Source organism: Microbacterium lushaniae, assembly GCF_008727775.1.
GTDB lineage: Bacteria > Actinomycetota > Actinomycetes > Actinomycetales > Microbacteriaceae > Microbacterium > Microbacterium lushaniae.
In genome coordinates this window covers 3,399,651-3,417,758 of record NZ_CP044232.1, presented here as the reverse complement: position 1 = coordinate 3,417,758, position 18,108 = coordinate 3,399,651, and the positions used below count along the sequence as shown (strand labels likewise).

17 protein-coding genes are annotated in these 18,108 nt (G+C 68.5%); 13 read left to right on the top strand and 4 right to left on the bottom strand.

Translation table 11 applies throughout. From position 1 onward, the window contains the following. Positions 1–31 precede the first annotated feature (31 nt). The 4 genes from purU to F6J85_RS16485 form a co-directional block, all read right to left on the bottom strand. Complete coding sequence (gene purU / locus F6J85_RS16500) at positions 32–907, bottom strand: formyltetrahydrofolate deformylase (RefSeq protein ID WP_150926721.1); 876 nt, start codon at positions 905–907, stop codon at positions 32–34. Positions 908–920: 13 nt separating this feature from the next. Then, positions 921–1,727 (bottom strand): methylenetetrahydrofolate reductase, encoded by an 807-nt coding sequence (locus F6J85_RS16495; protein ID WP_150927566.1) that lies wholly within the window; start codon positions 1,725–1,727, stop codon positions 921–923. Between the two features lie 167 nt (positions 1,728–1,894). Further along, a complete protein-coding gene (locus tag F6J85_RS16490) occupies positions 1,895–2,464 on the bottom strand; it encodes a MarR family winged helix-turn-helix transcriptional regulator (protein ID WP_191906667.1) in 570 nt (189 codons plus the stop codon). Positions 2,465–2,606: 142 nt separating this feature from the next. Continuing rightward, positions 2,607–4,094, bottom strand: coding sequence for an aldehyde dehydrogenase family protein (locus F6J85_RS16485; RefSeq protein WP_150926717.1), 1,488 nt, complete (start codon positions 4,092–4,094; stop codon positions 2,607–2,609). Positions 4,095–4,311: 217 nt separating this feature from the next. Here F6J85_RS16485 and F6J85_RS16480 point away from each other — a divergent pair, with 217 nt between their 5' ends. The 13 genes from F6J85_RS16480 to F6J85_RS16420 all read left to right on the top strand — a co-directional run bounded on the left by F6J85_RS16480 (position 4,312) and on the right by F6J85_RS16420 (position 18,055). Beyond that, on the top strand, positions 4,312–5,190 hold the full coding sequence (locus tag F6J85_RS16480) for a transketolase (RefSeq protein ID WP_191906666.1): 879 nt from the start codon (positions 4,312–4,314) through the stop codon (positions 5,188–5,190). Then, the gene (locus F6J85_RS16475; protein ID WP_150926713.1) at positions 5,190–6,155 is read left to right on the top strand and encodes a transketolase family protein; all 966 of its coding nucleotides are present in this window, start codon (positions 5,190–5,192) and stop codon (positions 6,153–6,155) included. Before F6J85_RS16480 ends, F6J85_RS16475 begins: the two co-directional genes overlap by 1 nt. A gap of 37 nt (positions 6,156–6,192) precedes the next feature. Further along, positions 6,193–7,263, top strand: a complete 1,071-nt coding sequence (locus tag F6J85_RS16470) for an alcohol dehydrogenase catalytic domain-containing protein (RefSeq protein ID WP_150926710.1) — start codon at positions 6,193–6,195, stop codon at positions 7,261–7,263. Further along, a complete protein-coding gene (locus F6J85_RS16465; RefSeq protein WP_238706995.1) occupies positions 7,260–8,786 on the top strand; it encodes a sugar ABC transporter ATP-binding protein in 1,527 nt (508 codons plus the stop codon). Before F6J85_RS16470 ends, F6J85_RS16465 begins: the two co-directional genes overlap by 4 nt. Next, on the top strand, positions 8,783–9,772 hold the full coding sequence (locus F6J85_RS16460; protein WP_150926708.1) for an ABC transporter permease: 990 nt from the start codon (positions 8,783–8,785) through the stop codon (positions 9,770–9,772). The genes F6J85_RS16465 and F6J85_RS16460 overlap by 4 nt, the downstream gene beginning before the upstream one ends. Before the next feature lie 90 nt (positions 9,773–9,862). Beyond that, positions 9,863–10,858, top strand: coding sequence for a sugar ABC transporter substrate-binding protein (locus F6J85_RS16455; RefSeq protein WP_150926706.1), 996 nt, complete (start codon positions 9,863–9,865; stop codon positions 10,856–10,858). Positions 10,859–10,930: 72 nt separating this feature from the next. Beyond that, complete coding sequence (locus tag F6J85_RS16450; protein WP_150926704.1) at positions 10,931–11,713, top strand: SDR family NAD(P)-dependent oxidoreductase; 783 nt, start codon at positions 10,931–10,933, stop codon at positions 11,711–11,713. Between the two features lie 14 nt (positions 11,714–11,727). Beyond that, the gene (locus tag F6J85_RS16445; RefSeq protein ID WP_150926702.1) at positions 11,728–12,678 is read left to right on the top strand and encodes a TIM barrel protein; all 951 of its coding nucleotides are present in this window, start codon (positions 11,728–11,730) and stop codon (positions 12,676–12,678) included. Beyond that, the gene (locus F6J85_RS16440) at positions 12,675–14,138 is read left to right on the top strand and encodes an aldehyde dehydrogenase (RefSeq protein ID WP_191906665.1); all 1,464 of its coding nucleotides are present in this window, start codon (positions 12,675–12,677) and stop codon (positions 14,136–14,138) included. Before F6J85_RS16445 ends, F6J85_RS16440 begins: the two co-directional genes overlap by 4 nt. Further along, on the top strand, positions 14,135–15,223 hold the full coding sequence (locus F6J85_RS16435; RefSeq protein WP_150926700.1) for a zinc-binding dehydrogenase: 1,089 nt from the start codon (positions 14,135–14,137) through the stop codon (positions 15,221–15,223). Before F6J85_RS16440 ends, F6J85_RS16435 begins: the two co-directional genes overlap by 4 nt. A 22-nt stretch (positions 15,224–15,245) precedes the next feature. Further along, entirely contained in the window at positions 15,246–15,539 is a 294-nt protein-coding gene (locus tag F6J85_RS16430) for a hypothetical protein (RefSeq protein ID WP_150926698.1), read from the top strand. Between the two features lie 183 nt (positions 15,540–15,722). Continuing rightward, entirely contained in the window at positions 15,723–17,207 is a 1,485-nt protein-coding gene (locus F6J85_RS16425) for an aldehyde dehydrogenase family protein (RefSeq protein WP_150926696.1), read from the top strand. Between the two features lie 74 nt (positions 17,208–17,281). Next, on the top strand, positions 17,282–18,055 hold the full coding sequence (locus tag F6J85_RS16420) for an IclR family transcriptional regulator (protein WP_150926694.1): 774 nt from the start codon (positions 17,282–17,284) through the stop codon (positions 18,053–18,055). Positions 18,056–18,108 lie beyond the last annotated feature (53 nt).

Sequence of the window (18,108 nt, the reverse complement as noted above, 5' to 3'; positions counted from 1 at the left end):
TCGGTGGACGCCCCGGTCGAGGCGCCCGGTGTCAGGCGAAGACGATGGTCTGGTTGCCGTGGCGGATGACCCGGTCCTCGGCGTGCCATTGGACGGCGCGGGACAGCACGGCGCGTTCGACGTACGCGCCCCGCGCCTGCAGGTCGTTCGCGCTCATCGCATGGGTGACGCGGGCGACGTCCTGCTCGATGATCGGACCCTCGTCGAGGTCCTTCGTGACGTAGTGCGACGTCGCGCCGATGAGCTTGACGCCGCGTTCCTTGGCCTTCTTGTAGGGGCCGGCGCCGATGAAGGCGGGCAGGAACGAGTGGTGGATGTTGATGACGGGCACCCCGACCTGGGTGAGGAAGTCGTCGGAGAGGATCTGCATGTACCGGGCCAGGACGACGAAGTCGACGTTTCCGGTCAGGAGCTTGACGATCTCCGCCTCGGCGGCGGACTTGTCCGGTCCCTGGGAGGGGATGTGGAAGAACGGGACGCCGAACGAACGCACCGACTCGGCGGTGTTGGTGTGGTTGGAGATCACCATCGGGATGGTCGCGTTCAGTTCGCCCCGGCGCTGGCGCCACAGCAGTTCGAGCAGGCAGTGGTCGCTCGTGGAGGCGAGGATCGCCATGCGCTTGGGCACCGACTGGTCGGTGAGCTGCCACGTCATACCCTGCGCGCCGAGGGTCTTGTCGAGGTCGGCCTCGATCTCGGGCATGGCGGCGGAGAGGTCGGGGCGGTGGAACACCACCCGCTGGAAGAACGCGCCGCCCTCCGGGTTGTCGGAGTACTGATCGAGCGTGACGATGTTGCCCTTGTTGCGGGTGATCAGCGACGTCACGGCCGCCACCAGTCCCGGCTGGTCGGGGCCGTGCACGATGAGGCAGGCGTGGTCGTGGAGCGATTCGGGGCGCAGAGGCATGGGTGCTGTCTCCTCAGGAGCGGGCGGCGACGTACTCGCCCGCCCACTTGGAGGTCGCGAGCAGTCCGCCGAACGTATAGAAATGCAGTCTGACATTGCCGGAGGCCGGGTTCTGCGCGAGCAGCGCCGCGAGGTCGGTCACGAACCGGTCGGGACCGGCGGTGCCCATGAGGTTCGTCAGCGAGAACCCGTATTTCTTCACGATCATCGCGTTGGCCCCGACGCCGAAGCGGCGCGCGAAGCCGATCAGCCGCTTCACGCCGGCCGGGCCGGGCGTGCCGATGCGGATCTCGGTGTCGATGCCGCGGTCGCGGACGGCCTGGATCCAGGCGGTGACGGGGTCGGTGTCGAACGCGAACTGCGTCAGGATGACCGCATCCAGCCCCTGCTCCTTGAGCGCGGCGGACTTGTCCTCCAAGTGACGCCACAGCACGTCGGCGGGGATGTCGGGGTGACCCTCGGGGTACCCGGCGATCGACACCTCCTTGACGCCGTACTGCTGCAGGATGCCGGAGCGGATGACCGAGAGCGAGTCGGGGTACGGGCCTTCGGGCTCGGCCGGGTCGCCACCGACGGCGAAGACGTGATCGGTCGCGCCGACCTCCTGCAGCCGGCCGAGGAACTCCTCGAGCTGGCCCTGGGACGACAGGCGGCGGGCGGAGATGTGCGGGACGGGGACGAAGCCCATGTCGGCGACGGCCTTGGCGGCGGCGACGCGCATGTCGAGGTCTTCGTTGCCGAGGAAGGTCACGTTGATCTTTGTGCCGGCCGGGATGGTGTCCCGTGCCTCTTCCAGACCGGGGATGTCCTTGCCGGTCATCTCCAACGAGAATCCGTCGATGAGACGCAGGGAGGCGGCGTTGTCCGCCGTGGGGGAAGTATGTGCCACTGATCGAGGTCCTTTCCGCTCTCAGTTGGAAGTCGTCTACGCCTTCCAACCCTGACATTACCTATGTGCATAGGGAATGTCTATAGGTAAATCCGCACTCAGTCGGTGTCGGTCGCCCCAGACGACACCGGAGCGCTCGACAGATCCGGCACCTTCAGAAGGAGCCTGGCCAGTAGGGAGTTGAGTTGATCGACCTCGGCCGCGCTGAGATCGCCGAGGATGATCTCCTGCCCCTCGAGCGAGATCGGCATCATCCGATCGTGCATCTGCGCACCCTCGCGGGTCAGATACAGCGGGCGGGAGCCGCGCGCACCATCGGCGGGAATGATCAGCCCGCGGCCGATGAGCGTGTTGACGCTCTTCGAGACCACTGCCTTGTTCATCGCCAGGAATTCGGAGATGTCGCTGGAGGTCGCGCCGGGTCGGGTCGCGAGTGCGGAGATCACCCGCCAGTCGTTGGTGCCGAGGTTGAACGACTGCCGCAGCAGCCGCGACTCCCGCCACACGAGCGCGTTCGACAGCAGCGCGATCAGCCGAGGGGTGAAGCTCACAGTGTCGATCACATCCGCCAGCGGCGTCGTGACGATCTCTGGGCTGCCCACGAAGAGGGCACCGGGGTCAGTGCCCAGGTCGCTAGTCAATGGGACTCCGTTCCGGCGACGGATCACGGCAGAATCCGTGACGCGAGTGTATCGAGGAGACGGTGCGGGGGTGCCGACACCCCCGTCGGCGTGCCGCCGGGACAGACGAAGGACGACGCGGCGGACATCCTCGGCCCGATGGGACGAGGATGTCGACCGCGGCCGCCCATCAGTGCGCCTGCGCAGCGAGCGCGGCGGCGTCGATCGTGGCGATCGAGCGGGTGTCCTGGAAGGCGCGGATGCCCTCGATGCCCTGCTCGCGCCCGAATCCGGACTGCTTCATGCCGCCGAACGGCGCCCGCAGGTCAAGCCGCGTTGCGCCGTGGTCGTTGACCCACACGTAGCCGCACACCAGCTGCGAACCGACGCGCGTGGCCGCGGCCGGATCCGCCGTCCACACCGAACCGCACAGACCGCCCCACGTGTCATTGGCCAGCGCGACGGCCTCCGCCTCGGAGTCGAAGCCGATGACCGGGATGACCGGACCGAACTGCTCCTGCGTCACCACGCGCAGCGAGGAGTCCGGGTTGACCACGATCGCCGGGCGAAGGAAGTTGCCGGCGGCCAGATCGCCACCCGGGAGCTCGCCGAACTCGCGCACGTCGGCGCCGGCATCCTTGGCCTCCTGGATGATCTCCTCGACGAACGCCTTCTGCACGGGGGAGTGCAGCGGTCCCATGGTCGTGCCCTCGTCCAGGCCGTAGCCGATCACGGCGTTGTCCAGTCGCTCGCTGAGCCCGGCGACGATCTCGTCCAGCCGGGAGTTGTGCACGTACACGCGCTTGGCGTTCATGCAGATCTGCCCGGTGGTGTCGTAGATCGCGGCGTAGAGGCGGTCCAGGTGGGTGTCGTCGATGACGGCGTCCTCGAGGAAGATCGCCGCGTCGTTGCCGCCCAGTTCGAGGGTCACCCGCGTCAGCGTCGAGGAGGCGAGCTCCATCATCCGCTTGCCGCCGTTGACGCTGCCGGTGAAGCAGACCTTGGCGACATCGGTGTTCGAGATCAGGCCGGACATGTTCTCGTCCTTGCCGGTGACGACGTTCAGGACCCCGGCCGGGAGCTTCTCGGCAAGTCGCTGGACGACCCGGGTAGTGGCCAGGGGCGCCGAGGGCGGCGGCTTGACGATCGCGGTGTTGCCGGCCAGCAGGGCGTGCGGGAGCGCAGCGCCGAGGATGGCGATCGGCCAGTTGAACGGCACGATGACGGTCACGACGCCGAGCGACTGGTAGGACACCACCGTCTCGACCGGGATGCCGGGAACGACGGGAAGGGTCTTGCCGGTGTCCACCTCGTCGGCGAGCATCAGGGCGAGGTTCCAGCGGATCTCGAAGACGAGGGCGTCGACCCAGGCCTCGAAGCGGACCTTGCCGTTCTCCTGGGAGAGCACCGCGGCGTCGGCGTCGCGCTCGTCGGCGATGCCGGCGATCGCCTCGGCCATCACGCGGGCGCGCTCGGTCGCGCCCAGCGCGGACCATGCCGGATAGGCGACCTTGGCGGCGGCCACCGCATCGGCGACGTCCTCCTTCGTGGCGGATGCCGCGTGCCCGACGATCACTCCGGGCTTGGCGGGGTCCGCGATCGCGAGCGTGTCGGAGGTGGAGCGCTCCGCCCCTCCGATGTACAGACCGGTTCGAATGGTCTCCAGCGTTTCAGTCATGACGATCAAGCACCTCTCTGTGACTTGGGTGTGCTCCGCTGCTGCGGGTAAGCACCACAAACAAGTTTACGTGCATTCTGGTTTACTTGTAAATCGCTTCGTGTTATTGTCGCCCCGTCGAGGTCCGAAAACCGGATCAGATCGCAAGCGAGAGTCGATGAGGACGCGCGCAGAGGCAGCCTCAGAGACGTCCGTGTCATCGATGAGGAGGCATGTGATGGGTGAGCCGACCCTTCAGGAGCGCGATGATCCGCGCACCATCCCGGAGCTGCAAGATCTCGCATTCGAACTGAGGTCAAAGCTGCTGCACCTGTGCGGAACCTACGAGGGTGCCGTCCACATCGGCGGCGACCTGTCCGCCGCGGACATCCTCACCGCACTGTTCGAGTACGGCTTGAATGTCGACCCGACCGACCTGCGCAACCCCGAGCGAGACCGCTTCGTGCTGAGCAAGGGCCACGCGGCCGTGTGCATGTACATCGCGATGTCCATCCGGGGATTCTTCTCCTACGAGGGCATCGTGGACACCTACGGCCAGCTGGACAGCGCCTACGGGATGCACCCGTGCAAGGTGCAGCTGCCGGGTGTGGAGTGCTCCACGGGGTCCCTCGGGCACGGGCTGCCGATCGCGGTCGGCATGGCGCTGAGCGCCCGCGGCCGCGGCGAGTCCCACCGGGTGGTGTGCCTGCTCGGCGACGGCGAGACCGGCGAGGGATCGGTCTGGGAGGCGGCCATGGCGGCACGCAGCAACGAGCTGGGCAACCTGGTCGCGTTCGTGGACCGCAACCGTCAGCTGATGACGAGCTTCGCCGAGGAACGGGTCGTCTTCGAGCCCTACCCGGACAAGTGGGCGGCGTTCGGCTGGAACGTCGTGCACGTCGACGGGCACGACATGGGCCAGCTGGTCGAGGCGATCGACGCCCTTCCGGGCACGGACAGTGATCGCCCCACCGTGGTGATCTGCGAGACGGTCAAGGGGAAGGGCGTCGAGTTCATGGAGCACAATCTCGCCTGGCACGCCGGCTCGCTCAGCGCCGCCGATCTGGAGCGCGCGATGGCCGCGCTCGAGGAATCCCATCAGAAGGAGTCCGTCTGATGCCCGTCACCTTCACTTTCGGAGAGATGCTCTCCGCCCGCTCCGTGATCGGAACGACCCTCGCCGAACTCGGCGACGAGCACGAGAACCTGTGGGTGCTCACCCCCGACATCGGCGCGACCCTGGTGGAGTTCCGCGACAAATTCCCGGAGCGCTTCCTGGACGTGGGGCTGGCCGAACAGGTGTGCGTCGGCATCGCCGCCGGACTTGCCTACGACGGGAACATCCCGGTCGTCTCCGGGATGCTGCCGTTCCTGAGCATGCGCGCGCTGGAGCAGGTGCGCTCCGACGTCTGCTACCCGAATCTGCCGGTCAAGATCATCGGCACGCACGGCGGCCTGGTCGGCAACGGCGGCTCCACCCACTACGCGGTCGAGGACCTGGCGCTGATGTGCGCGCTGACCAACATGACCGTCACCTCGGTGGGCGATCCGCTGATGGTGGGCGAGGTCATCCGCCAGTCGATGTCGATGGAAGGCCCGATCTACATCCGTCTGGCCGTCGGCAAAAAGGACAAGGTGCTCTACGAGCCCGGGCAGCACGAGGTCCGCATCGGCAAGGGCATCGTGGCGCGCGAAGGCACCGACGCGACGATCTTCACCCACGGCACGGTGGTGGCGCAGGCGCTGGATGCCGCGGACGAGCTCGCGAAGGACGGCCGGTCGGTGCGCGTGGTGGACATGTTCACGCTCAAGCCGATCGACGAGGAGCTGATCGCGCAGTGCGCGGTCGAGACCGGCGGCCGGTTCGTCGTCCTCGAGGACCACCTCGCCTACGGCGGCCTCGCTTCCCGCATCGCGGACGTGGTCGCCGACCGCGGCATCCATCTGTCCGCCTTCGAGCGCCTCGGGATCCCCCAGGTCTACGCCGGATTCGGTGAGGACGAGGAGCTGCGCGACAAGCACGGCTACGGACTGGCCGCGACCGTCGCCGCCACCCGCCGCGTCATCGCCGGTGGCCCGTGACGCCGATGCATCGCCCGCGCGCCCGAGGGGGAAACGAATGAGAACAGTCGCGGTCACCAAGATCGGCAGTCTGCGCGACCCGGATGAAGACGTCCGCGGCCGGATCGGGGTCGTCGACTTCCCCGAGCAGCCGCTGGGCGGGGAGGATGTCCGCATCCGGGTCGCGTACTCGGCGATCTGCGGATCTGATCCGCACCTGGCGGAGGGGTTCTTCGGCACCGACGTCCCGATCGGCCTGGGCCACGAGCTCTCCGGAGTGGTCGAGGCGCTCGGTGACCGTGCCCACCGCACCGGGCTGCAGGTCGGCGACCGCGTCGCCGGAAACTTCCTGCGCTTCTGCGGCACGTGCACGCCCTGCCGCGCGGGCAGGCAGCAGTTCTGCGAGCACATCCAGGACTACAACCGGCCCGGGATGGCCGAGACGGTGACCTGGCATGAGTCTCAGGTCTACAAACTGCCCGACTCTGTCTCGCTCCTGCATGGCTGCCTGCTGGAGCCCACCTCGGTGGCGGTGCGCATCGCGGACAAGACGCACATCAAGGTCGGCGACCGCGTCGCGATCTGCGGTGGCGGCCCCATCGGCCAGCTCGCTCTGCAGGTCATGAAGCGCAACGGAGCGACCTCGCTCACCCTCATCGAGCCGATCGCCGAACGGCGCGAGATGGCACTGCGACACGGTGCGGATGCCGTCATCGACCCGGTGGCGGAGGATCAGTACGCGCGGTCCGAGGGGATCACGCAGGGCGCCGGGTTCGACGTCGTCATCGACGCCTCTGGGGCTGCCCGTGCGGTGCGCGGACTTCTGGACATCGCCGCGAAGGGCGCGACGGTCATCTACGGCGCGATGTATCCGCATGACTTCGAGATGCCGTTGAACCTCTCCGACTACCTGTACCTGAAGGAGCTCACCCTCACCGGCGTCTTCGTCTCGCCGTACGCCTTCCCGCGCGCGCTGCAGATGCTGCCCTACCTGGAGCTGGACGATCTGACGCAGTCGGTGTTCGAGCTCGAGGATGCCGCCGAGGCGTTCGCCACGCACATCGGCGGCGCGTACCCGAAGGTGCTGATCCGCTGCAACGACATCGACGACCCGAGGAGGGCATCGTGACGCTCACCGGAGGCGAGCCGGTGCTGACCGCGATCCCCGCCCTCGAGGCCGTTGACATCGTGAAGAGCTTCGATGGCGTGCACGCCTTGAAGGGAGTGCGGCTGTCCGTGCGGCCCGGCGAGATCCATGCGCTCCTGGGCGAGAACGGCGCCGGCAAGTCCACGCTCATCAAGGTCGTCACGGGCCTGTACGCACCCGACTCGGGACAGATCCGCCGCAACGGCGAGGACGTCGAGTTCGCCAACGTGCGGGCAGCTCACAAGGCCGGGATCGTGGCGCTCTACCAGGAGCTGTCGATCGTGCCGACGACCTCGGTCGCCGAGAACGTGCTGCTCGGCGACCAGCTGCCCAGCCGGGCCGGCATCGTCAACGGCCGCGCCCTCCGCCGCCAGGCCCGGGAGCATCTTGAGCGGCTGAACCAGAAGATCTCGATGCGCAAGCTGGCCGGCGACCTCTCGCCGGTGCAGCAGACCATGGTTGCCGTCGCGCGCGCCCTGGCCACCGATGCTCGGGTGCTCATCCTCGACGAGCCGACGGCATCCCTCACCGACACCGAGATCCGCGAGGTGTTCGCCGTCCTGCGCGCCCTCCGGGACGAAGGCGTGGCGGTCGTGTACGTGTCCCACCGGCTCGAGGAGGTATTCGAGCTGTGCGACCGCCTGACGATCATGCGCAACGGCGAGACGATCGTCACGAAGGACGTGGCCGACACGACGATCAACGAGGTCATCTCGACCATGGTCGGCCGCAACGCCGACTCGCTCTACCCCGAGCGGGGGACGACCTCGACTGAGGTGGCCCTGGTCGTGCAGGATCTGCAGGGGCGCCGCGTCAAGGACGTGTCGTTCACGGCACACGTCGGCGAGGTGGTCGGTATCGGCGGTCTCGCCGGCTCGGGTCGCAGTGAGCTGCTGCGTATCCTCGCCGGCGCGCAGCGGTCCGCGTCCGGGACGATCACCGTGGCGGGCGCGGAGGTCCCGCGGCACTCCGGCGTGGGCCGGGTGCTGGCCGCGGGGATGGCGCTGGTGCCCGAGGAGCGCCGCAGCCAGGGAGTCCTGCTCGGTGCGTCCATCCAGGACAACATCGCGCTGGCCAACATCGGGGCGGTGAGCCGCGCGGGCCTGGTCTCGCGCAAGCGCATCGCGGAGATCGCCAGCCGGGGTATGGCCGATCTGCAGATCAAGGCCCGCAGCCCTCGCCAGACGGTCGGCGAGCTGTCCGGCGGCAACCAGCAGAAGGTCGTCCTGGCCAAGATGCTCGCCCGCCGCCCCAAGGTGCTGCTGATGGACGAGCCCACGCGGGGCATCGACGTCGGCACGAAGGCGGAGATCTACCGCCTCATCCGGGAGCTCGCCGCGACCGGCACCACCGTCATCGCCGTCAGCTCCGAACTGCCCGAGCTGATCGGGATGTGCGACCGCATCCTCATCATGCACGAAGGCTCCATCTCCGGCGACGTCTCCGCAGAGGGCGCCGACGACGAGCTCCTCCTCTCCCATGCCTACGGAAGGTCCACCTCATGACGATTCAGAAGGAGCCGACCCGGACCGGGGCCATGATGGCCCAACAGTCCCGGACCGCCGGCCGCGTGCTCGTGCAGAGCGGCACGATCGTGGCACTGATCCTGCTCATCCTCTTCTTCTTCGCGATGCGCCCGGACACCTTCCTGTCGTTCGTGAACATCCGCAACGTCCTGTACCAGATCTCGATCCTCGCGATCATCGCGGGGGCGCAGACGATCGTCATGGTCGTCGGGGACTTCGATCTGTCCGTCGGGGCGACCTCCAGCCTCGCCGGTGCGGTCACGGCCGCGCTCCTGCTCGGGGAGAACCCGATGGGGGTGGCTATCCTGGCCGGTCTCGCGGTGGGGCTCTTGGTGGGCCTCGTCAACGGCGTGCTGATCGCCTATCTGCGCCTCTCCGCGTTCATCGCGACGCTGGCCACGATGACCTCGGTCATCGGCCTGGCATACATCGTCACCGGCGGCACGACGGTGTTCGGGCTCCCGGCCGAGTTCAACGAACTCGGCCAAGGCCGGTTCCTGAACGTGCCGCTGCCGGTGTATTTCGCGGTCGCGATCTCGGTGCTCATCTGGGCCCTCTTGCGGTTCACGACCCTCGGACGACGCCTGCACGCCATCGGCGGCAACGAGGAGGTCGCCCGACTGTCCGGCGTCAATGTGCGCTGGGCGCGGATGCTCGCCTTCACCATGGCCGGCTTCATCTCCGCGATCGGCGGCATCCTGCTGACCGCGCGGCTGGGCAGCGCCGCGGCCGAGCAGGGCGGTGACAACACCCTGTTCTCGGTGGCGGCGGTGTTCCTCGGCATGACCGTCATCCGTTCCGGCGCGGCAAACCTCGGCGGCACCATCGTCGGCGTCGCGATCATCGGCGTCATGAGCAACGGCTTGAACATCCTCGGCGTGAACGCCTACATCCAGCAGGTGGTGACCGGGCTCATCATCATCGCGGCGGTCGTCCTGTCCGGACTCAAGACGCGGGAGAGATAGCACCACGATCCCGCGCGATCAGCACGCGGACACCCGGTCCGCGTGGGCACCAAGAAGCACATCAGCGCAGTCACACGAAGGAGTAGCAACATGCGAACCAGATTCAAGATCGCCGCGGCGGTCGCCGTCGCGACCGCTCTCGCACTGACGGGTTGTTCCAGTTCGGCCGACGGAGGCGGCGCCGGCGGCGGAGGCGGCGACGAGCCGTTCAAGGTCATCGCGTTCACCTCCGGCAACCAGACGCCGGTCGGTGCCTGGTGGGTCAAGGCCGTCACCGCGCAGGCCGAAGAGCTCGGCTGGGACCTCACGATGATCCAGGGAGACTTCGACTTCCAGAAGATGAACCCCGCTGTCGAGAGCGCGATCGGCCAGGGCGCCGACGTGATCCTCGACGGCTACACCGATGTCTCATCGATCGGTTCGATCGTCACCGCGGCGAAGGACGCCGAGATCCCGATCTTTTCGATGGACGCCGGGACGGAGGCGACCGATGCGTTCGCAACCAACATCACCACCAACCAGCAGCAGATCGTCGACAAGACGGTGGAGGCGATCGGCGAGTCGATCGGCGGGCTGGAAGGCAAGACCATCATGGTCATCGGGCACGACCCGCACGCCGGCATCCGGCTCCGCTCGGCGCTCGCCGTCACGGCATTCGAAGAGGCCGGCGCGACGGTCGTCAGCGGCGAGCCGCAGCAGGTGACCAGCCCGGCGACGGGGCGCACCGAGGCGCTCAACTTCGTGTCCGACCACCTCTCCGCCAACCCCGACGGGCTGGATGCCGTGTGGACAGGCTGGGACGACGCCGCGCTGGGCGCAGGGCAGGCCCTCTCCGAAGCGGGATCGACCGCGCCGGTCACCGGTGTGGACGCTCTGGCCGAGACCCTCGCGGCGATCGAGGCCGGCGGCAACATGATGGCCACGATCGACCAGCCCTGGCCGGCCGTGCTGGACATGCTCATCGAGGATGTCCGGGCCTACCAGGAGGACGGCGAGCTGCCGGCCGAGAACTTCGTCGACGTCGACGTGACCCTCGTGACGAAGGAGAATGCCGCGGACACCACTCCGTCGGACCAGCTGGGCTGAACCACCTCGTGGGGGCCGGGCGACCGGCCCCCACGTCTTCCCCGTCATCTCGCACCACGAAAGAGAACCCCCATGCGTTTGCAAGGCAAAGTAGCCGTCATCACCGGTGGCGCCAGCGGAATCGGTCAGGCCACTGTGCTGAAGTTCGTCCGAGAGGGCGCCCAGGTCGTCATCGCCGACATGAATCCCGCGCAGGCCGAGGAGGTCGTAACGCAGGTGGACGCGCTGGGATTCGAGGGCTCGGCCACGGCCGTGCGGACCGACGTGTCGGTGTACGCGGATGTCGCCGCGGCGGTGGCCCGTGCCGTCGAGGTGTACGGCCACCTCGACGTCATGTTCAACAACGCCGGCATCGCCGGCGGCAAGCCGCTCCTGGACCACGACCCGGAGGTCGACTACGCCCCCATGATCCGCGTGGATCAGGACGGCGTGTACTACGGCATCCTGGCCGCCGGCCGCCAGTTCCGCGACCAGGGCAGCGGTGGGGTCATCATCAGCACCTCGTCGATCTATGGCGAGCAGGCCGCGGAGCTGTCCTTTACCTACAGTGCCGCCAAGGCTGCCGTCATCTCCTTCACCCGCTCCGCGGCGTACGAACTGGCCGAATACGGCGTCCGCGCGCTGGCCATCACGCCCGGGCGGGTGGGCACCCCCATCATCAACCAGTTCAGCGAAGAGCTGCGCGGCACCTTCGCCGCCGAGCAGCTGCGCAACAAGATGACCGAGCCGGACGAGATCGCCAACGTGGTCGCGTTCCTCGCCTCGGATGAGTCCAACGTGATCAACGGCACTGTGGTGCACGTCGACGACGGGTACTCCGTCTTCAAGCAGCGACTCGACCTGCCGACCTTCTAGAGAGCGGGAAAGCCGTGACCGGAGAATCCGCCTCGCGCATCGCGCTCGATGTCGCGTGCCACCTCAACGTCCTCGTCCCGGACCTCGCGGCAGGCACGCTGAGGGCGGCCTTGGATGCGATCGCGGCGGCAGGCTACGCGCGCGTCGTGCTGCCGCCGCTGGACGCGGAGGCGACCGACGCCGCCGCGCTGCGCGCCGCCTTCATCGACCACGGTCTGCGGCCCATCACCATCGCCGGGCAGGCGCCGGGTGCCGACGTCTCCTCCGCGGATGCGGACGAGCGTGCTGCCGGTGCCGCGGCCCTGCGGGCGAGCGTGGACCTCACGATCGCGCTCGGCTCGGACCAGATGAACGGCGTTCCGTACGGTCTGTTCGGCCATCCGTCGGGGCCCACGTCCCGGGCGGCGTTCGAGCGCGCTGCGCACGAGGTCGGCATGGTCGCGGACTACGCGCACGAGCGCGGCGTGACGATGACCTTCGAAGTGCTCAACCGCTACGAGACCTCGGCGGTCAACACCGCGGCCCAGGCTCTGGAGTTCGTCGCGGCCAGCGGTTCGGCGCATCTGCGCATCCATCTGGACACCTTCCACATGGCCGTTGAAGAGTCCCACATGGCCGCGGCGGTTCTGCTGGCCCTGCCCGCACTGTCCTACCTCGAGCTCGGACAGTCCGGCCGCGGCCCGCTCGTCGAGGGTTCGGTTGACGTCGAGAACATCATCCGCACAGCCCTGGATGCCGGATACACCGGTCGCTGGGGCGTCGAGGCCTTCTCGCGCCCCGTGCTGTCGGAGGGAGCCGCCGACATGCTGGCGATCTGGCGCTCCCCGTACGACCGGGGCGCCGAACTGGCCGCCGACGCGATGCGCCTGATCGAGCGGGCCGCGAGGCGACACCCACCAGAGCCGGACCGCCCCGCGGCTGCCGCTCGAACCGAAGAGGACCTGGCACTACGGAGGAACGAATGACGATCACCACCGAATCCGACAACCGGCTCTTCGTCGGCGGCGAATGGCGGCCGGCCCGCTCGACGGCGCGGATCGAGGTGGAGGACCCGTACGCGCGCACCACCGTGGGAGTCGCGGCGGACGGCAGCTTCGACGACGTGGACGCGGCGGTCCACGCCGCCCGCACGGCATTCGACCGCGGCCCCTGGCCGCGGATGGCCCCCGATGAGCGCGCCACCTATCTGGAGCGTCTCGCCGACGAGCTGGAGCGCCGTGGCGAGAGCACCGCGAGCCTCGTCACCGGCGAGATCGGGCAGCCGGTGGGCTTCTCCCGCATCGTCAACATCGCCCTGCCCACGCGGCATCTGCGCTACTTCGCCGACATGATCCGCGGTTTCGCGTTCGAGGAGCAGCGCGCCAACGACGGCGGGCCGGGCATCTCGGTGGTCCGCCTGGAGCCGGTGGGCGTGGCGGGGCTGATCACCCCGTGGAACTACCCCCAGTCCATCCTCACCGCCAAGCTCGCCCCCGCGCTCGCCGTCGGCTGCACCGTGGTGATCAAGCCGGCGGCCGAGACGCCCTTGGACGCACTCGCCTTGGCCGCCGCGGTCGAGGCCGTCGGATTCCCGCCCGGCGTCGTGAACGTCGTCACCGGCGGTCGCGAGACCGGCGACGCCCTGGTCAAGCATCCCGGAGTCGACAAGATCGCCTTCACCGGCTCGACGGCAGCCGGTCGCATCATCGCCCGCAACTGCGGCGAGCGTCTCATTCCGGTGACGCTGGAACTCGGCGGCAAGTCCGCTGCGATCGTCGCCGAGGACGCCGATATCGAGGTGGCACTGGCCGGCCTGCGCTCGGGCTCGTTCATGAACTCCGGTCAGACGTGCTTCCTCCTCTCGCGCGTGCTGGTCCCGCGCACCCGCAAGGACGAGGTCCTGGAGGGCTTGGTCGAGTTGGCACGCTCCTTCCGTCTCGGCGACCCCCGCGACCCCGCGACCGACATGGGCCCGCTCGTGTCCGAACGGATCCGCGGGCGAGTGCGCACCATGGTGGAGGATGCGCGCGGCGACGGCGCGCAGATCCTCACCGGTGGGCGGGACCTGCCGGGTGAGAGCGGCTATTTCTATGAGCCCACGATCATCGCGGGTGCCGCAGCCGACTCCCAGATCGCCCGCGAGGAGATCTTCGGCCCCGTCGTGACGGTCTTCGAATACGACGGTATCGACGAGGCGATCGCCCTCGCCAACGACTCCCGCTATGGTCTCGGCGGCGCGGTCTTCTCCGCGGACACAGCGGCCGCGCTGGATATCGCCCGTGCCGTGCAGACCGGCACGATCGGCGTGAACGGATACGCACCCGATCTGGCGACGCCGTTCGGCGGATACAAGGAATCGGGCCTCGGGCGGGAACAGGGCACTGAGGTTCTGTACAACTACCTGAACACCAAAGCCATCAACACGAGCATCGGACAGTCCGCATGAGAGCAGCAATCGTCAACGCCTTCGGCGGTGGGTTCGACATCGAGGACATCGATATCGCCCGGCCCATCGGCCGGGAGGTCCTCGTGGACGTCAAGGCGTCGGGGCTGTGCCACTCCGATCTGCATTTCGCCGTGAACGATTTCGGGATGGCGCCGCCCATGGTGCTCGGCCACGAGGTCTCCGGGATCGTCGCAGCGGTCGGACCGGAGGTCAGCGAGTTCACCGTCGGCGACCACGTGGTCGGCTCGCTCGTCCAGTTCTGCGGCGCGTGTCTGGAGTGCCTCAGCGGGCGCACGGTGAGCTGCCTCCGCCCCGAGGCCACGCTGCGTGCCGACGGAGCACCGCCCAGGCTGAGCCGCCGGGGCGAGCCGATCCTGGCGGCGATGGGGACCGCCGGTTTCGCCGAGCAGGCGCTGATCCACGAGAACCAACTCGTGTGCATCGACCCCGCCGTCCCGTTCCCCGAGGCGTCGGTGCTCGGGTGCGGCACGATCACCGGTGCCGGCGCCGTGCTGAACGCCGCCGGCGTGCGCGCGGGCGAGGCGGTCGCGGTCATCGGTCTGGGCGGTGTGGGCCTGAACGTGGTCAGCGGTGCCCGCCTGGTGGGGGCCTCTCGGATCATCGGCATCGACTTGAACGACGAGAAGCTCGAACTGGCCCGCGCATTCGGCGTGACCGATGGGATCAACGCCGGCGAAGGCGACGTGGTGGCGAGGGTGCGCGAACTGACGGGCGGAGGCGTCGATCACGCGTTCGAGGTGATCGGGCGCAAGGAGACCGCCGAGCAGGCGATCGCCATGCTCCGAGTCGGCGGAACCGCGAGCCTGATCGGCATCCACGGTGCCGGTGGCATGGTCGAGTTCGACGCGAACGGGCTGCTGCGCGAGCAGAAGAAGGTGAACGGGGTCTACATGGGATCCGCGAACATCAAGCACGACATCCCGCTCTACGCGTCGCTGTTCCTACAGGGCAGGCTGAACCTGTCCGATCTCATCGCATCCGAGATCGCCATCGACGAGATCAACGAGGCCTATGAAGAGCTCGGCTCCGGCAGGACCGCTCGGACGGTGATCACCCGCTTCTGAGAGCGAGACGTCGATGCTCAACATGGCCGCGCAGGCGTTCGAGTTCGTCGGTCTGAGCGGTTCGGACCATCTCGGTATCCACCTCGGCACCTTCCACATGGCGATCGAGGAGGCGGACATGTCCGAGGCGATCCGCCTCGCGTTCCCGAAGCTGCGCTACCTCGAACTCGGCCAGTCCGGCCGCGGCCAGCTGAGCACCGGAGCCGTCGACGTCGTCGGCATCGTCGCACACGCCGTGGACGACGGATACGCGGGCTGCTGGGGCGTGGAGGCGTTCAGCCGTCCGGCGCTGTCGCCGCAGGGGGGGCCGACATGATGGCGATCTGGCGCGAGGTCTATGACGATGGAAGCCGGCTGGCCGGTGACGCGATGCGTGTCATCCAGCGTGGATGGTCGGTGAGTACGGTGGGTCGCCGTTCGCAGCGGCTGGCTCGCGGCGCGACAGTGTGACAGTACGAGCGACGGATCGTCCGTCCAATCGATGCACCCAGGAGATGACATGACCACTCTCACTCAATCCGACACGCTCTTGGACGCCTCCGTGTTCGCGGGCAGGATCTTCATCGACGGGGAGTGGGTCGCCGGTGGCGCGGGCGAGATCCCGTCGATCGAACCGGCCACCGGCGCCACGCTCGCGATGGTGGGCATGGCCGACGGCGCCGATGTCGCCCGTGCCGCCGCGGGGGCGGCCCGCGCGCAGAAGGAGTGGGCCGCGCTGCCGCACCCTGCTCGAGCGGCCGTGCTTCGCCGGGCAGGCGCGCTATGGGAGCAGTACGCCGATGAGATCTCCGGGTGGAACATCCGAGAGGTCGGAGCGATCCCCGCGCTGGCTGGATTCGCCCTCCACGTGAGCGCTGCCGAATGCTATGAGGCATCCGCGCTGCCTTCCGCTCCCCTCGGTTCGATCCTTTCCAGCGAGGAGCCGCGCCTGTCGCTGGCGCAGCAGATCCCCGTCGGCGTCGTCGGCGTCATCTCGCCCTTCAACGTGCCGCTCATCCTCGGCATCCGCGCCGTGGCGCCCGCCCTCGCCCTCGGCAATGCGGTGCTCCTCAAACCCGACCCCCGCACCGTCATCACCGGCGGTGTCGCGATGGTGCGCATCTTCGAAGAGGCCGGTCTGCCTGCCGGGGTGCTGCAGCTTGTCCCCGGCGGTGCCGAGGTCGGCGAGAGCATGGTCGCGGACCCGCGGGTACGAGTCATCGCCTTCACCGGCTCGACGCGCGCCGGCCGGGCCGTCGGGGAGATCGCGGGGCGCCACCTCAAGCGTGCGCACCTCGAACTCGGCGGTAACTCGGCCTACATCGTCCGCGAGGACGCCGACGTCGACAAGGCAGTCAACCTGGCGACCTGGGGATCGTTCCTGCACCAAGGCCAGATCTGCATGACCGTCGGTCGTCACATCGTGCACGAGTCGCTGTTCGAGGAGTACGTGCACAAGCTCGCGGCGAAGGCCGACTCTATGCACGTGGGCGACCCCGCCGCGGGACAGGTCCACCTCGGCCCGCTCATCGACGAGGTGCAGCGGGACCGCGTGCACAACCTCGTCCAGGACGCCGTCGCCGGGGGCGCCCAACTGCGCGCCGGTGGTACGTACGACCAGCTCTTCTACCGACCGACCGTCCTCGCGAACACACCGAAGGACGCCGCGGCCTATGCGGAAGAGGTCTTCGGCCCCGTGGCATCAGTCGTCCCCTACTCCACAGACGAGGAGGCGATCGCGCTGGCGACCGACACGGAGTACGGCTTGTCGCTCGGTATCGTCACCGCCGACGCGCTTCGCGGCCTGGAGCTGGCGAAACGGATCCCGACGGGCATCGTGCACATCAACGACCAAACCGTCAACGACGAGGCGAATTCGCCCTTCGGCGGCGTGGGCTCGTCCGGCACCGGCTCGCGCCACGGCGGAGCTCAGGCCAACATCGACGCGTTCACCGAGACGCGCTGGATCACCGTGCGGCGCGAGCCAGGCGCGTACCCGCTGTGATCGCCGGCGATGCGGGGTGCGTTGACCTACGTCGACGGTGCGGCGCACCCCCCGCCGCGCGATAGCGTCGTGAGGTGCGTATCGACGAGGATGCGTCGGCACCGCGACATCCCGTGGGTGCTGTCGACCAGGCGCTGCAGCTTCTGCTCCTGCTGCGGATGCACCCCGAACTGAGGGTGACCGACGTCGCCCGCGAATTGGGTGTGGCCCCCTCGACGGCTCATCGCCATCTCTCCACCTTGCAATATCGCGGCTTCGTCACCCAGGACCGGATCACCCGCGCGTACCGCACGGGTCCCGCCCTCATCGAGCTGGGCTTCTCCAGCACTCGCGCGATCGACCTGAGGAGCGTGAGCGAACCTCATCTCCGCGCCCTCAGCGTCGCCCTCCGCGAGACGGTGAACCTCATGGTGCTCCAGGACTCCTCCGTCCGGTTCATCGCCGGCTTCGAGGCGGACCAGCGGACGCGCACGCACGTGCTGACGGGGACCCTGCTTCCGGCCTACGCCACGTCAGGCGGCAAGGTGCTCCTGGCGGAGTTGTCCAGGGAGGAGCTGCGGGCCCTGTACCCGCGGGCCCTGCGGCGCTTCACCCCGCACACGAGGACCTTCACCCAGCTCCTGGACGAACTGGCCCTGGTCTCCATGCGCGGATATGCCGTCAACGATCAGGAGAGCGTCACGGGGCTCCGCGCGATCGCGGTGCCGCTGCGCGACCGCGGGGGCACCACCATCGCGGCCGTTGCGATGTCGGCGCCCAGCGCCCGCCTGTCCGACCGTGGCATCCGCGAAGTCGTCGTCCGTCTGCGCGGGTGCGCTGCCGGCATCCGCGCGCACCTCACGCGGTGAGGGGTATCGGCCGATTCCGCGATGCGGAATCCCTCAGGGCGCCGGCTTTACCG

Coding starts and splice junctions, on each gene's coding strand:
- purU (WP_150926721.1), bottom strand. CDS start 907: ATGCCTCTGCGCCCCGAATCGCTCCACGACCACGCCTGCCTCATCGTG.
- F6J85_RS16495 (WP_150927566.1), bottom strand. CDS start 1,727: ATGACCGGCAAGGACATCCCCGGTCTGGAAGAGGCACGGGACACCATC.
- F6J85_RS16485 (WP_150926717.1), bottom strand. CDS start 4,094: ATGACTGAAACGCTGGAGACCATTCGAACCGGTCTGTACATCGGAGGG.
- F6J85_RS16480 (WP_191906666.1), top strand. CDS start 4,312: ATGGGTGAGCCGACCCTTCAGGAGCGCGATGATCCGCGCACCATCCCG.
- F6J85_RS16475 (WP_150926713.1), top strand. CDS start 5,190: ATGCCCGTCACCTTCACTTTCGGAGAGATGCTCTCCGCCCGCTCCGTG.
- F6J85_RS16470 (WP_150926710.1), top strand. CDS start 6,193: ATGAGAACAGTCGCGGTCACCAAGATCGGCAGTCTGCGCGACCCGGAT.
- F6J85_RS16460 (WP_150926708.1), top strand. CDS start 8,783: ATGACGATTCAGAAGGAGCCGACCCGGACCGGGGCCATGATGGCCCAA.
- F6J85_RS16455 (WP_150926706.1), top strand. CDS start 9,863: ATGCGAACCAGATTCAAGATCGCCGCGGCGGTCGCCGTCGCGACCGCT.
- F6J85_RS16450 (WP_150926704.1), top strand. CDS start 10,931: ATGCGTTTGCAAGGCAAAGTAGCCGTCATCACCGGTGGCGCCAGCGGA.
- F6J85_RS16440 (WP_191906665.1), top strand. CDS start 12,675: ATGACGATCACCACCGAATCCGACAACCGGCTCTTCGTCGGCGGCGAA.
- F6J85_RS16435 (WP_150926700.1), top strand. CDS start 14,135: ATGAGAGCAGCAATCGTCAACGCCTTCGGCGGTGGGTTCGACATCGAG.
- F6J85_RS16430 (WP_150926698.1), top strand. CDS start 15,246: ATGGCCGCGCAGGCGTTCGAGTTCGTCGGTCTGAGCGGTTCGGACCAT.
- F6J85_RS16425 (WP_150926696.1), top strand. CDS start 15,723: ATGACCACTCTCACTCAATCCGACACGCTCTTGGACGCCTCCGTGTTC.